Genomic DNA, 14,184 nt, shown 5'->3' with positions numbered 1-14,184 from the left:
GCCGTTATCACGGGTGAGGAATCGGGACCGATGTCGATCTTGTACGACGAGGGGCAGCAGGCGATCGCGACCGGATCGCGGCGCGTGCTCGAAGCGCGGATGAAGAAGGACGACCTGCTTCCGCTGCTCGAAACCACGGGCCGCTACCACGAAGCCTTCTGGACCACCGCGAAGGAGCAGGGCTGGACCGCCCTCGCCCTGCCCGAAGCCCACGGCGGTCTCGCGCTCGGTCTCGTCGAGATGGGGCTGGTTGCGCACCAGGCGGGCCGGACGCTGAGCGGCGCGCCTTTCCTGACCTCGAGCTTCGGGGTCGCGAAGGCGATCGAGCTTTACGGCAGCGATGCGCAGAAAGCGCGCTGGCTTCCCGGGCTCGCGAGCGGCGAGGCGATCGGCGCGGTGGTGTTTGCCGCGGGTCCCGACGCGCTGCCGGTCCAGCCCGACATCACCTTCACCGACGACCGGCTCGACGGCATCGGCGCCGGCGTCACGGGCGGGCTCGCGGCCGATGTCGCGATCGTCTTCGCCAATGGGCCCGGCATGCCGGTGCTCGCCATCGCCGATCTGGCGGGCACCCCGCGCACCGCGGTCGCCAGCTTCGACAACAGCCGCTGCATCGCCGATCTGGAATTCCGGGGCACCGCGGCCGAGGCGCTGGCCGTCGGGAGCGGCGCGCGCGACGCCGCGCTCCATATCCTCGCGCTGCAGGCGGTCATCACCGCGCACGAGCAGACCGGCGGCGCCGAGGCGCTGATGGAGGTCGCGCGCGACTATGCGCTGACGCGCAAGGCGTTCGGCCAGCCGATCGGCGCCTTCCAGTCGATCAAGCACCGCATCGCCGAACTCTATGGGCTCGTCGAGCTCGCGCGCGCCAATTGCATCCATGCCGCCTCGCGCGAGGGCCAGGCCGATTTCATCACCGCCGCCGCAGCCGCGCGCCTGTCGGCGACCGACGCCTATGACACCGCGGCGCGCGACTGCATCCAGATCCACGGCGGCATTGGCGTAACGTGGGAAATCGGGCTCCACCTGCACATGCGCCGCGCGCGCAGCCTCGCGCTCGAACAGGGAAGCAGCCTGTTCTGGGAAGACGTCCTCGTCGACCGGCTGGCAGGAGAAGCGGCATGAGCGACCTCGAAGCCTGGCGCGCCAAGGCCGCGGCCTGGTGCGAATCGATGGTGCCGACCTTCGGCAAGGCGGCGCGCAAGGGGCTCAGCGTCGAGGAAGATCTGGCGCTCGGCCGCCGCTATCAGAAGGCGAAGTTCGACGCGGGCTTCGCCGGCATCAACTGGCCGACCGACCTTGGCGGGCAGGGCCTCGGTCATATCGAGAAGGTCAGCTTCGAGGCCGAGGAGATGAAGCACGGCTTCCCCAACGTCTATTTCGGCATCTCGCTCGGCATGCCGGTGCCGGTGCTGATGCAGTTCGGCAGCGACCGCGACTTCGTGAAGGAGCGCGTACTGAAGGCGCTGCAGGGCGAGGAAATCTGGTGCCAACTCTTCTCCGAACCCTCGGGCGGCACCGACCTCGCGGGGCTGCGTACCCGCGCCGAGACCGACGGCAACGGCTGGAAGATCAACGGGCAGAAGGTGTGGACGAGCTGGGCGCAATATAGCGACTATGGCGTCATCGTCGTCCGCACCGACCCGACCGTCGCCAAGCACAAGGGCCTCACCTACTTCTGGGTCGACATGAAGGCGCCCGGCGTCACCGTGCGCCCGATCAAGCTCGCGGGCGGCGACAGCCACGTCAACGAAGTCTTCTTCGACGACGTGAAGATCAGCGACGATCACCGCATGTCGCCGGTCGGCGGCGGCTTCGCGGTCGCGATCGCGACCTTGATGATCGAGCGCTATGTCGCGACCGACAGCGCCGGTTTCGGCCCGCACCTCGATCTGTTCGTCGAACTGGCGAAGGAGGTGCGGCTGAACGGCCGCCCGGCGATCGAGGACGGCCGCATCCGCCAGCAGATCGCGCGCAACTATGCGATGCGCGCCGGGCTCGATTCGATCAATTTGCGCGCGCGGCGGATGATGGAAGCCGGCATGACGCCCGGCCCCGAGGGCTCGCTCAACAAGCTCGTCGCGGTGCGCTCGCGCCAGAAGCTGTCGGAACTCGCGATCGACCTGCAGGGCAGCGCCGGCTTCCTGTTCGACGAACATGCCTCGCAAAAGGAGGATTGGGCGTCGAGCTGGATCAACGCGCCGACAGGCCGCATCGCGGGCGGGTCGGACGAAACCCTGCTCAACACGATCGCCGAGAAGATTCTCGGCCTGCCACAGGATCATCGCCCCGACAAGGGCGTCCCCTTCAACGAGATACCAGCCTGAGAGGAGCCTCCCCATGAAAATCGATTCCTCCATCGCCGCTGTCGTCACCGGCGGCGCATCCGGCCTGGGCCGCGCGACCGCCGAGGCGCTTGCCGCCGCGGGGGTCAAGGTCGCCATTTTCGACATCAACGACGCGCTCGGCGAAGAGGTCGCGAAGTCGATCGGCGGGCTGTTCGTCCATGTCGACATCACCGACGAGCAATCGGTCCTGGACGGCTTCGCCAAGGCGCGCGCGGCGCATGGGCAGGAGCGCGTCGCCGTCCACTGCGCGATGACCTCGCGCCGCGGCAAGACGCTGGCCTATGACAAGGAAACGGGCGCGTTCCGCCGTACCCCGACCGAGGATTATGCCTATGGCGTCGCGGGCATATTGACCGCGAGCTACCGCATCGGCTCGATCGCCGCCGAGGGCATGGCGACCCTTCCCGAGATGGAGGACGGCGAACGCGGCGCGATCGTCTTCACCGCCTCGGTCGCGGCGCAGGACGCGCAGATCGGGCAGGTGATCTATGGTTCGGCGAAGGCGGGGGTGAACGGCCTCGTCCTGCCGATGGCCCGCGACCTTATGGACCTCGGTATCCGGGTCAATTCGATCATGCCTGGCGTGTTCGGCACGCCGCTGCTCGGCAATATGAACCCGAAGGTGAAGGAAAGCCTGGAGGCCTCGGTCCCCTTCCCCAAGCGGCTCGGCAAGGCCGAAGAATATGCGAGCCTCGCGATGGAGATGGTCCGCAACACCTATTTCAACGGTCAGGCGGTCCGCCTCGATGGCGCGATCCGCATGGCTCCCCGTTAATCTCTCTCCCCGATCGAAAGGAATTTCAACATGTCCGAAGCCTATATCATCGACGCCGTCCGCACCCCGCGCGGAATCGGCAAGCCCGGCAAGGGCGCGCTGTCGCACCTCCACCCGCAGCACCTCGCCGCAACGGTGCTCGCTGCGATCCGCGACCGCAACAACCTCGACACCGCGACCGTCGACGACATCGTCTGGTCGACCTCCAGCCAGAACGGCAAGCAGGGCGGCGACCTCGGCCGCATGGCGGCGCTGTCGGCGGGTTATGATACCAAGGCCAGCGGCACGACGCTCGATCGTTTTTGTGGAGGCGGCATCAGCTCGGTCAACTTCGCCGCGGCGAGCGTGATGAGCGGCATGGAAGATTGCGTCATCGCCGGCGGCACCGAAATGATGAGCTACACCACCGCCTATGCCGCCGAGCAGGCGAACGCCGGCATCCCGCCGCGCCTGATGGGCGCGGGTCATGAGGCGCTCGACGACATCCACCCGCAGTCGCACCAGGGCATCTGCGGCGACGCGATCGCGACGATGGAGGGCATCAGCCGCGAGGCGCTCGACGCGCTCGCGCTGGTCAGCCAGCAGCGCGCCGACAAGGCGATCAAGGAAGGCCGCTTCAACAAGTCGGTCGTGCCGGTGCTCAACCCCGACGGCAGCGTCGCGCTCGACCATGAGGAGTTCCCGCGCCCCGAAACCACCGCCGAAGGCCTCGCGGCGCTGAAGCCGAGCTTCGCGGGGCTTGCCGACTTCGACATGGGCGACGGCTTCACTTTCAGGAAGCAGATCAACCGCCGCTACCCCGACCTCGAAATCCAGCACTTCCACCATGCCGGCAACTCGTCGGGCGTCGTCGACGGCGCCGCCGCGATCCTGCTGACGTCGAAGGATTATGCCGACAAGCATGGCCTGAAGCCCCGCGCGCGCATCGTCGCCTATGCCAATATCGGCGACGATCCGACGCTGATGCTCAACGCCCCGGTTCCGGCGGCGAAGAAGGTGCTCGAAAAGGCCGGCCTCAAGAAGGAAGACATCGACGTCTGGGAAATCAACGAGGCTTTCTCGGTCGTCGCCGAGAAGTTCATCCGCGACCTCGACCTCGACCGCGAAAAGGTGAACATCAACGGCGGCGCGATGGCGCTCGGCCATCCGATCGGCGCCACCGGCTCGATCCTGATCGGCACCGCGCTCGACGAGCTCGAACGTTCGGGCGGCCGCTACGGCCTCGTCACCATGTGCGCCGCGGGCGGCATGGCCCCGGCGATCATCATCGAACGGATCTGATCGATGCTCCCCCCTCCCGCTTGCGGGAGGGGTCGGGGGAGGGCCTGTTGCGGGCGCGCTTTACCCGACATGCCCTCCCCTAACCCCTCCCGCAAGCGGGAGGGGAACAACTCAAAACGGCCCGCGCACGGCGATCGTCCGTGCCGGGCTGTAGAGATTGAGGAACATCGTCAGCCCGTCGGGCGCGAAGCAGACGCCCGCGCATTTGGTCTGCGCGGCCACGCGGGCGAAGGGATAGACCCTGCCGTCCGGCGTGACGCCGCGCAGCCAGTTGCCGGGCCGCGCGCCGCGCCGGTCTTCGCAGACGATGAGGTGGCCGTTGGGCGCCACGGTCAGATTGTCGCCGAAGCTGAAATGCTCGGGCTCGGTCGATTCGAGAAAGAGTTGCAGCTTTCCGGGCACCTTCGCCTCCGCCGCGGAGCCTTCAGCGGGCGACGGTCGATAGCGCATGATCTGCCCGCGCCGCGCCGGGCCGCCCGAGGTGCAGGTGAAATAAATCTCGCCCTCGCCGCCGTGGATCCCCTCGCCGCGCGCGAAGATCGCCGCGCCGGCCCGCGCCCCGCGCTTGCGCAGGTCGTTCCTGGGGCTTTCGACCTCGTCGAGATCGATCCAGCGCACATCGTTCCAGCCACCGCTCGCAAGCGCCGGACGCGACCAGTTGCGCGTATCCGCGAGCGCGGGGTCGAGCAGCGCCAGCGCCTGCAATCGTCCGCCCTGCCGGAGCTGTCCGGGCACCGCGGGCAGGAAACGGTAGAAGAGGCTGTCCCGCCGGTCCTCGGTCATATAGATCGCGCCGCTTTGCGGATCGCAGACGGCGGCTTCGTGGTTGAACCGGCCCATCGCGCGGATCGGTTCGGCGGCAACGAGCCCGCCGGGCGCGACGGGCGTTTCGAACACCCAGCCATGGTCCTGTCCGTGCCGCCCGCCCGCGCGCGCGACATCCTCCTCGCAGCTCAGCCAGCTGCCCCACGGCGTCATTCCGCCCGAGCAGTTGCGGATCGTGCCGACCAGCGCGAGATATTGCTCCTCGACCGCGAGCGTCGCCGGATCGAGGATCAGGGTCGACACGCCGCCCGGAAGCGCCTCGCCGCTTCCGCCGCGAACGCAGTCGAACGCGGCGGCATCGGCGCCGGTGCCCACCGCGCAGGCCCCATAATCGAGTTCGTCGGCCCCAAGCTCATGGTTGCGCATCAGACACAGGCGCCCATCGGCGAGCGTCGCGCAGCCCATGCCATCGGCGCTGTTCGGCACCTTGTGCCCGTCGCTCATCGCCTGTCCGAATTGCGAAATAATCTTGTAGGAAAAGCCAGGTGGCAGGTCGAGGATGCCCGCCGGGTCGGGGATCGGCGCACCGAAGCCCTGCCCTTCGGCCAGCATCGCGACGGAGGCATGCCGGCTATGAAGCGCGAGGCCGGCGAAGGCGGCCGCCATCAGGCCTCCGGCAAAGCCGCGGCGGTCGAGTGCGATGGATCCCCGTTCCATGGCGGCGCGATAGGCGCATGCGATGACAGGCCGGCTGCAGAAATCGGACAGTTTCGCGACACTTTGAAGTTCATCGGCACATAAGTGCAATATTCAGAGGGCCGGACGGCCCAAGAGGAGATACGACATGGCAGGACCGCTCAAGGGCATCAGAATCGTCGAATTCGCTGGCATCGGCCCCGGCCCCTTCTGCGGCATGATGCTCGCCGATCATGGCGCCGAGGTGATCCGCATCGACCGCCCCGGCGGTTTCATGGACCCGCGCGATCCCCTGTCGCGCGGCCGCACGTCGATCGCGCTCGACATGAAGAACCCAGAGGCCGTGCAGACGGCGCGCGACCTGTGCAAGAGCGCCGACGGCATCATCGAGGGCTATCGCCCCGGCGTGATGGAGCGGTTGGGGCTCGGCCCCGAGGTGCTGCTCGCCGACAATCCGAAGCTCGTCTACGGCCGCATGACCGGCTGGGGACAGTTCGGCCCCTATGCGCAGGCGGCGGGTCACGACATCAATTACATCTCGCTCTCGGGCGTGCTCCACGGCATCGGCCGCGCGGGTGAGAAGCCCGTGCCGCCGGTCAACTATGTCGGCGATTTCGGCGGCGGCGGCATGATGCTCGCCTTTGGCATGGCGAGCGCGCTGCTCCATGCCGCGAAGACCGGCGAAGGCCAGGTGATCGACTGCGCGATGACCGACGGCTCGGCGCTGCTCGCGGGGATGACCTGGGGGTTCAAGGCGATGGACCGGCTGAAGGACGAAGCCGGCGTCAACATGCTCGACGGCGGCGCGCATTTCTACGACACCTATCGCTGCAGCGACGGCAAGTTCATTTCGATCGGCTCGATCGAGCCGCAATTCTATGCGCTGCTGCGCGAAAAGACGGGTCTCGCCAACGATACCGCTTTCGACGCGCAGATGGATCCCGCGCAATGGGGTCCCCTCAAGGACAAGCTCACCGCGCTGTTCGCGACGAAGACGCGCGACCAATGGTGCGAGCTCATGGAAAGGACCGACGTCTGCTTCGCCCCCGTCCTGTCGCTTGAGGAGGCGCCGCAGCACCCGCACAATATCGAGCGCGAGACCTTCGTCACGGTCGGCGGCGCGACCCAGCCCGCCCCCGCGCCGCGCTATTCGGCGACGGTGAACGATACGCCGCGTGAGGCGCCGAAAGTCGGAACGGATGCCGATGCCGTGCTGGCGAGCCTCGGCTATGACGGCGCGAAGATCGCGGCGCTGCGCGACGGCGGCGCGGTGCGCTGATCCGTCACTCGGCGCGCGCGGTCAGGGTTTCCCAAAGGCCGCGTCCGCCGAAGCCGGCGACCTGTCGTCCCAGTCGCTCGGCCCAATAGGCGTCGTTGCTGTGCAACCCGCGCCAGCGCATGAGCGGGATGGTCGCGCGGTGGAGGTCATATTCGCGGGTGAAGCCGATCGCGCCGTGAACCTGATGCGCAACCGCGGTGACGATACCGACCGCGCGATTGGCGCGCAGCTTCGCCGCCGCGATCTCGAAATCGGCGGCGTCCGCATCGAGCCCGGTCGCGTCGAGTCGCGCCGCCATCGCCGCCGCGGCCGCATCGACCGCCGCGACCTCGCACGCCAGAACCGCGAGCGACTGCTGCACCGCCTGGAACTTGCCGAGCGGCCGCCCGAACTGCTGGCGCGTGTTCACATGCTCGATCGACAGCGCCAGCGCCTGCCCCATCGCACCCGCCATCAGCCCGACCGTCGCCGCGGCGCGGAGCGCCTCCGGCGCAGCGCCGAGCCCCGACAGAATCCGTTCGGCTACGGGCAGATCGGGCACCGCGACGCCCGCGATGCGCAGCACTGCGTTCGCATCGCCCCAGTCGCCGCCGAATCCGCCGCCCGCTTCGGGCACGAGCAGCAGGTCGAATCCCGCCGCTTCGACCGCCGCCATGTCGGCCTCGGCGAACACGGCGCGCGCCGTGTCGCACAGCATCTCGCGCGCCGCGCTCATCGCAGGCCCAGCCCGCGCGCGATGATCCCGCGGATCACCTCGCGCGTCCCGCCGCGCAGCGAAAAACTGGGCGAGGCGATGAGCAGCGCACGCAGCAGCCGCGCCAGATCGTCCGTGTCGTCCCAACCGCAGTCGACGACCGCCTGCACACGGCGCGGCATGTCCTGTTCGAAGCCATTGCCCAGTTCCTTGACCACCGACGCCTCGACCATCGGATCCTCGCCCGCCGCGAGCTTCGCCGCGGTCGACATCGACAATTGGCGCAGCGTCCACATCTCGGCGGTCAGTTCACCGATCAGCGTCGCGAGCGGCGGCGCGGGATCGGGTCCCGCCGCATCGATCAGGGCGACCAGCAGCGCGTGGCTCGACAGGTAGCGCTCCGGCCCGGACCGCTCGAGCCCAAGCTCGGCGGTGACCTGTTTCCACCCCTGCCCCCGCTCGCCGACGAGGGCGCCGTGCGGAACGAGGACATCGTCGAAAAAGACCTCGTTGAAATCGTGATTCCCGGCCATGTCGATGATCGGGCGGATGGTGATGCCGGGCGTGTCGAGGTCGATCAGGAGCTGGCTGAGCCCGGCGTTGCGCTCGCTGCCTTCCTCGGTCCGCACCAGCGCAAGCATGATGTGCGACAGATGCGCGCCGGTGGTCCAGATTTTCTGACCATTGACACGCCAGCCCTCGGCGGTCGCCCGCGCGCTCGTCCGCACCGCGGCGAGATCCGATCCCGCACCGGGTTCGGAGAGGCCGATGCAGGCATAGGTTTCGCCGCGCGCGATGCCGGGCAGATAGTGCTGCCGCTGTTCCTCGGTGCCATAGCGCAGGATCAGCGGCCCGGTCTGACGGTCGGCGATCCAGTGCGCGCCGACGGGCGCGCCGGCGGCGAGCAGTTCCTCGATCACCACATAGCGTTCGAGCGGGTGCCGGTCGCCACCGCCGTAGCGGGCGGGCAAGGTCATGCCGATATAACCCGCGGCCCCCAGCGCGCGGCTGAAATCGGCGTCGAAGCTCGCCCAGCAATTGGCGCGGCGGACGATGTCGCCCCGCGGCTGATGATCGGCGAGCCAGCGCCGCAGATCGATCCGCAGAGCCGAACTATCGCCCGGCGGGTCGAAAGGGTAGAGTGCAAAGCCTTGCATGTCCCGCCAGCCATGCAATAGCTTTTCGAAACTGAAAAGGATGATCTGGACCATGGGCGAATTTCTGAATGTCGAGCGGCGGGGCAAGGTCGCGATCCTGACGATGAGCAAGCCCGAGAGCATGAACGCGATCGGCACGCACGCCGATTGCGACGACATCATCGACACGCTGCGCGCGCTGGGTGGGGACCGCGGGGTCAGCGCGATCGTGCTGACCGGCAGCGGCAAGGCGTTCAGCGCCGGCGGCAATCTGAAATCGATGCAGGATCGCCAGGGCATCGGCGTGCTCGACCAGCCCGATTCGACCCGCGCCAATTATCGCCGCGGCGTGCAGGCGGTGATCCGCGCGCTGATGGACTGCGAGATCCCGATGATCGCCGCAGTCAACGGCCATGCGATCGGCCTCGGCTGCGACCTCGCCTGCACCTGCGACATCCGCATCGCCGCCGAAAGCGCGAAATTCGCGTGCAGCTTCATCAAGGTCGGCATCGTCCCCGGCGACGGCGGGGCGTGGCTGCTCCAGCGCGTGCTCGGCTACCCGTGCGCCGCTGAGCTGTTCCTGACGGGCGACCGCTTCGACGCCCAGGCGGCGAAGGAATACGGCCTCGTTACCGAAGTGGTGCCCGACGCCAAGCTGCTCGACCGGGCGCTCGCCATTGCCGACCGGATCGTCTGCAACCCGCCGCGCGCGCTGCGTCTCACCAAGCGGCTGCTTCGCGAAGCGCAGCACAGCCGGATGAGCGACATCCTCGAACTCAGCGCTGCCTATCAGGCCATCGTTCACGAAACCGCCGACAACCGCGAGGCGATCAATGCCTTCGTCGAAAAGCGCGTGCCGGTGTTCACGGGAGAATGACCATGCTCGCCGACCGCGTCCTGCCCCTGTCGGGCGTCCATAATTTCCGCGACTATGGCGGCTATGCGGTCGAGGGCGGAGGGCGGCTGCGCGACGGCATATTGTGGCGCTCGGCGCACCATGCCGAGGCGGCCGACGACGATCTGACGGCGATCGACGGTCTGGCCATCGAGACGATCATCGACCTGCGCGGCGACGACGAGCGCGAGCAATATCCTTGCCGACGCTCGGACAATTTCGCGGGCCGTGTCCTGTTCGCCGGCGGCACCACCGCAGGCCTCGCCCCGCATCTCCAGGCGGCGGTCGGCGCGATCGACGTCACAACGGCGCGGGCGCGGATGATCGACACCTATGCCGGCATGCCCTACCGCCCCGCGCTCGTCGCGACGCTGCGTCTCTACCTGTCGGCGCTCGCCGAATATGACGCGCCGAGCCTCGTCCATTGCGTCGCTGGCAAGGACCGCACCGGCTTCGCGGTGGCGATCGTCCACCGGCTGCTCGGCGTGCACGAAGACGATCTGATGCACGACTATCTGCTGACCAACAGCGCCGCCAGAATCGAGGAACGGGTCGCACAGGGCGCGGCGCATATCCGGGCGCGCTATGGCTCCGGAATCCAGGACGACGCGGTGCGTGCGATCATGTCGGTCAATCCCGCCTATCTCGACGCGGCGCTGGCGACGGTGCGCCGCGACCATGGCGACATCCCGGGCTATGCCGAAGCGGTGCTCAATTTCACGCCCGAAATGCGCGAGGCGATGATCGACCGGCTGGTGGTCTGAATCCCTTTGATCGTGAAGAGGGCCGTCAGTTCCCCTTCACCAGCACCCCGCCCTTTACCACCGCCGCGACATGCTCGAGCCGCGTCACGTCGGCAAGCGGGTCGCCGTCGACCGCGATGATGTCGGCATAGCGGCCGACCGCGATCGAACCGACGTCGCCGGTCATGTCCAGCGCCTCGGCCCCATTCAGCGTCGCGGCGCGGATCGCCTGGATCGGGGTCATGCCCCACTGCACCATCTTCGCGAACTGCCGCGCATTGTCGCCGTGCGGATAGACGCCCGCGTCGGTGCCGAAGATCATCCGTACCCCCGCCTTCACCGCGCGCTGGAAGGTCTGGCGCTGGGCAAGGCCGATCGCCTTTTCCTTGTCGAGGCTTTCCTGCTCGGTGCCGTTCGCGGTACCCGTCGCGAGAATATAATCGTCGTTATAGATATCCATGTCGAACCAGGTCTTGTGAAGGGCGGCGAGCTTGATCGTCTCGTCGCTCGCAAGGCTGCAATGCTCGATCGTGTCGATGCCGGCGAGGATCGCGGTGCGGATGCCCTCGTCGCCATGCGCGTGCGCCGCGACCTTGATCCCCAGCATATGGGCCTCGTCGGCGATCGCCTTCATCTCCCCGAGCGTCAGCTGCTGCGCGCCGACGCTGTCGCCGAGCGAGAAGACGCCGCCGGTCGCGCAAATCTTGATGACGCGCGCGCCGAACTTGTGCAGCCAGCGCACCTTGCGGCGCGCTTCCTCCGGGCTGTCGACCACCGACGGCTCCTTGCGGTCCATCGACGGCGGCAGGCCGCCGCTGTCGCAATGCCCGCCGGTCGCGCCGATCGCCCAGCCCGCGGGGATGATGCGCGGCCCCGGAATATAGCCGCTCTCGATCGCCTGCTTCAGCCCGACATCCTCGAAATCGGCCGAGCCGACGTTGCGCACCGTGGTGAAGCCAGCGTCGAGCGTGGTTTTCGCGTTGGCGACGCCGACCACCGTCCAGAAACTGTCGGTATAGCGCAGCGCCTGATAGCCGCCGACCTCGGCCAGCGACGTCAGGTGGACGTGCATGTCGATGAGGCCGGGAAGCAGGGTCCGCTCGCCGAGGTCGATATGCCTGACGTCGGCGCCCCAACGCACCGTGCGCGCGTCGGCGATGTTCGTGATCCGCCCGTCGGGCCCGACGAAGATGGCGGGATAATCGACCGTCTTGCCGCTCGTCACGTCGAGCATGTGCGCGGCGGTGATCACGGTCTGGCCGCTCGCCGCGGCCTGCTGTGCCGTCGCGCCCGATGCCGCGAAAGACGCGGTCGCCGCAAGCGCGACTCCCCGCAGAAAAGTCACGAACTTCACACGGAATCGCATGTCCGCCCTCCCCCTGTCGATGCCCGCTTCGTTGATGGCAAAAAGCGGCCTTGTAGGACAGCGGAAAAAGAGCCGGCGAGAGATGCCTTACCCCAAGCTCGTCATTGCGAGGGCCGCAGGCCCGTGGCAATCCAGAGCGGTGACCGCCACTCTGGATTGCTTCGCTCCGCTCGCAATGACGGGGGTTTTCAATGAGACGAGGACAAGACATCATGGACGACTGGAACCTTCCCTGGACCGGCGGCTGCCGCTGCGGCAAGCTGCGCTTCGAGATCAGCGCGCCGCCGTTGATCACCATGGCGTGCCACTGCACCGGCTGTCAGAAGATGAGCGCGAGCGCCTATTCGCTGTCGATGGCGATTCCCGAAGGCGGCTTTCGCGTGACCGAGGGCGAACCGGTCATCGGCGGTCTCCACGATCCACGTCTGCACCACAGGCATTGCGATCACTGCAAAAGCTGGGTGTTCACCGAGATCGAGCCCAGCATGGGCTTCACCAACGTCCGCCCCTCGATGCTCGACGACTTCGCCTGGTTCGAGCCCTTCATCGAAAGCTACACCAGCGAGGCGCTGCCCTGGGCGAAGACCGGCGCGAAGCACAGCTTCGCCGAATTTCCCGGGATGGACGATTACGGCCCGCTGGTCGCAGAGTTCGCCGATAAGGGCGCACGGCCGGGACGTTGACGCGGCGGGCGCGCCGCGCCTAAGGCACGGCGTCGCCCGATAGGCCGGAGCTCCGATGTCTTTTCTCTCGCTCGGCCTCGTCGTCCTCGCCGCGCTCATTCACGCCACATGGAATCTGCTCGCGAAGCGCGCGGCGCATGCGGGGGTGGCGTTCGTCTTTGCCTATAATCTGGTCGCGACGATCGCCTATGCGCCGTGGGTCGCGTGGATATTGCTGACCGAGGGCATGGCGTGGAGCGGCGCCGCGGTCGGCTTCATTTTCCTCTCGGCGCTCATCCACCTCGCCTACAGCCTGTGCCTGCAGCGCGGCTATCAGGTCGCCGACCTGTCGGTCGTCTACCCGGTCGCGCGCGGGACCGGGCCGATGCTCGCGTCGGTCGGTGCCTTCCTGCTGCTCGGCGAGGATATCAGCGCGCCGGGGCTCGCGGGCCTGCTGCTCGTCGTCACCGGCATCGCGCTGATCGCGACGCAGGGCCGCTTCGCGGCCTTTCGCACCGCCGAGGCGCATCGCGGCGTCCGCTGGGGCATGGGAACCGGCGCGTTGATCGCGACCTATACCGTCGTCGACGGCTGGGCAGTGAAGATGCTCGGCGTGGTCCCGGTGGTGCTCGACTGGCTGTCGAACATGCTGCGCTTCTTCTTCCTGTTGCCGGTCGTGCTGCGCGATCGCAGCGGCGCGATGGCCCGGATGCGCGGCCATTGGGGATTGGCGGTGGCGGTCGGCCTGCTCTCCCCCGCCTCCTATATCCTCGTGCTGACCGCGCTGAAAATGGGCGCGCCGCTGCATGTCGTCGCGCCTGCGCGCGAGATGTCGATGATGGCGGGCGCCTTGTTCGGAATGATCTTCCTCGGCGAGGCGGTCGGGCGCTGGCGGCTCGCGGGCTGCGTACTGCTGATCGTCGGCGTCGTGCTGCTCAGCAGCTGACGCGCCGGTCGATCGCCGCCGCCGCGAGCGCGAAGGCCGCGCCGAGCATCGTTCCGCCCAGCACGTCGCTCGGCCAATGGACGCCGAGCATCACCCGCGACAGCGCGGTGAGCAGGATCGCCGCAGCCGCGCACCCTGCCGCAACGCGGCGCCAGGGCGGCGGCGCAAGCAGCGCGAAGGCGATCGCAATCGCGGTGACGCTGGTCGCATGACCGCTCGGGTAGGACCAGCTCGACACATGGTCGAGATGCGGGATCAGGTCGGGGCGCGGACGGTCGAAGAGATTTTTGAGCCGGCTCGACGCGAGATTGGCGGCAAGCGCCGTCCCGGCGAACAGCAACGCGGGCCGGCGCCCGGCGCTGCGCCAGAGCAGAACGGCCAGGAGCAGGACGAGCGCCCAGCGCGGTACGCCGCCGCCGAACCAGCTCACCCCCTGCATGAAGGCGATGAGTATCGGAGACGAGGCGTCGGTGGTGAGCAGAGCCGGCGTTGCGAGCAGGGCGTCGGTGGCCGTCACGGCTCGTCCTTCGACGAACAGACCCAGCAGCAGCACCGCCCCTAGCAGCAGCGCGGAGGTCAACCACCGTCGCATCGCCGC

Annotated in this window: 14 protein-coding genes; 9 read left to right on the top strand and 5 right to left on the bottom strand. The window is 68.0% G+C overall.

The window, feature by feature from the left end:
• The first annotated feature begins 30 nt into the window (after window positions 1-30).
• Genes ACOTSS_RS08485 through ACOTSS_RS08470 form a run of 4 tightly spaced genes read left to right on the top strand, consistent with a single transcriptional unit; the run spans window position 31 to window position 4,404 of the window.
• The gene (locus ACOTSS_RS08485) at window positions 31-1,125 is read left to right on the top strand and encodes an acyl-CoA dehydrogenase family protein (RefSeq protein WP_448691058.1); all 1,095 of its coding nucleotides are present in this window, start codon (window positions 31-33) and stop codon (window positions 1,123-1,125) included.
• Window positions 1,122-2,327 carry an acyl-CoA dehydrogenase family protein gene (locus ACOTSS_RS08480; protein ID WP_448691057.1) on the top strand — a complete coding sequence of 402 codons (1,206 nt, stop codon included), beginning with the start codon at window positions 1,122-1,124 and terminating at the stop codon, window positions 2,325-2,327. The genes ACOTSS_RS08485 and ACOTSS_RS08480 overlap by 4 nt, the downstream gene beginning before the upstream one ends.
• 13 nt (window positions 2,328-2,340) lie before the next feature.
• Window positions 2,341-3,123: an SDR family NAD(P)-dependent oxidoreductase gene (locus ACOTSS_RS08475; protein ID WP_448691056.1), complete on the top strand. Its 783-nt coding sequence runs from the start codon at window positions 2,341-2,343 to the stop codon at window positions 3,121-3,123.
• A 30-nt stretch (window positions 3,124-3,153) separates the two neighbouring features.
• On the top strand, window positions 3,154-4,404 hold the full coding sequence (locus tag ACOTSS_RS08470; RefSeq protein WP_448691055.1) for an acetyl-CoA C-acetyltransferase: 1,251 nt from the start codon (window positions 3,154-3,156) through the stop codon (window positions 4,402-4,404).
• Between the two features lie 111 nt (window positions 4,405-4,515).
• On the opposite strand, the gene ACOTSS_RS08465 is transcribed toward ACOTSS_RS08470, so the two are convergent.
• Window positions 4,516-5,886, bottom strand: a complete 1,371-nt coding sequence (locus ACOTSS_RS08465; RefSeq protein ID WP_448691054.1) for an alkaline phosphatase PhoX — start codon at window positions 5,884-5,886, stop codon at window positions 4,516-4,518.
• Between the two features lie 127 nt (window positions 5,887-6,013).
• Here ACOTSS_RS08465 and ACOTSS_RS08460 point away from each other — a divergent pair, with 127 nt between their 5' ends.
• Window positions 6,014-7,144, top strand: coding sequence for a CaiB/BaiF CoA transferase family protein (locus ACOTSS_RS08460; RefSeq protein WP_448691053.1), 1,131 nt, complete (start codon window positions 6,014-6,016; stop codon window positions 7,142-7,144).
• A gap of 4 nt (window positions 7,145-7,148) precedes the next feature.
• Here ACOTSS_RS08460 and ACOTSS_RS08455 read toward each other — a convergent pair whose 3' ends face one another.
• Both ACOTSS_RS08455 and ACOTSS_RS08450 read right to left on the bottom strand, forming a co-directional pair.
• Window positions 7,149-7,859 carry an acyl-CoA dehydrogenase family protein gene (locus ACOTSS_RS08455; RefSeq protein WP_448691052.1) on the bottom strand — a complete coding sequence of 237 codons (711 nt, stop codon included), beginning with the start codon at window positions 7,857-7,859 and terminating at the stop codon, window positions 7,149-7,151.
• Window positions 7,856-8,995: an acyl-CoA dehydrogenase family protein gene (locus ACOTSS_RS08450; RefSeq protein WP_448691051.1), complete on the bottom strand. Its 1,140-nt coding sequence runs from the start codon at window positions 8,993-8,995 to the stop codon at window positions 7,856-7,858. The genes ACOTSS_RS08455 and ACOTSS_RS08450 overlap by 4 nt, the downstream gene beginning before the upstream one ends.
• A gap of 52 nt (window positions 8,996-9,047) precedes the next feature.
• Here ACOTSS_RS08450 and ACOTSS_RS08445 point away from each other — a divergent pair, with 52 nt between their 5' ends.
• On the top strand, window positions 9,048-9,851 hold the full coding sequence (locus ACOTSS_RS08445; protein ID WP_448691050.1) for a crotonase/enoyl-CoA hydratase family protein: 804 nt from the start codon (window positions 9,048-9,050) through the stop codon (window positions 9,849-9,851).
• On the top strand, window positions 9,848-10,633 hold the full coding sequence (locus tag ACOTSS_RS08440; RefSeq protein WP_448691049.1) for a tyrosine-protein phosphatase: 786 nt from the start codon (window positions 9,848-9,850) through the stop codon (window positions 10,631-10,633). The genes ACOTSS_RS08445 and ACOTSS_RS08440 overlap by 4 nt, the downstream gene beginning before the upstream one ends.
• Before the next feature lie 25 nt (window positions 10,634-10,658).
• Here the strand turns inward: ACOTSS_RS08440 and ACOTSS_RS08435 are convergent, their stop codons facing one another.
• Window positions 10,659-11,978 carry a Xaa-Pro dipeptidase gene (locus ACOTSS_RS08435; protein ID WP_448691048.1) on the bottom strand — a complete coding sequence of 440 codons (1,320 nt, stop codon included), beginning with the start codon at window positions 11,976-11,978 and terminating at the stop codon, window positions 10,659-10,661.
• 212 nt (window positions 11,979-12,190) lie between these two features.
• Here ACOTSS_RS08435 and ACOTSS_RS08430 point away from each other — a divergent pair, with 212 nt between their 5' ends.
• The gene (locus ACOTSS_RS08430) at window positions 12,191-12,661 is read left to right on the top strand and encodes a GFA family protein (protein WP_448691047.1); all 471 of its coding nucleotides are present in this window, start codon (window positions 12,191-12,193) and stop codon (window positions 12,659-12,661) included.
• A 55-nt stretch (window positions 12,662-12,716) separates the two neighbouring features.
• Entirely contained in the window at window positions 12,717-13,586 is an 870-nt protein-coding gene (locus ACOTSS_RS08425; RefSeq protein ID WP_448691046.1) for an EamA family transporter, read from the top strand.
• Here the strand turns inward: ACOTSS_RS08425 and ACOTSS_RS08420 are convergent.
• Window positions 13,576-14,178: a phosphatase PAP2 family protein gene (locus ACOTSS_RS08420; protein ID WP_448691045.1), complete on the bottom strand. Its 603-nt coding sequence runs from the start codon at window positions 14,176-14,178 to the stop codon at window positions 13,576-13,578. The two genes, ACOTSS_RS08425 and ACOTSS_RS08420, sit on opposite strands and share 11 nt — an antisense overlap.
• Window positions 14,179-14,184: the final 6 nt, after the last annotated feature.

Source organism: Sphingopyxis sp. NJF-3, from assembly GCF_053514865.1.
The sequence above is the reverse complement of the archived record's forward strand: the minus strand, read 5'-3'. Positions and strand labels throughout refer to the sequence as shown.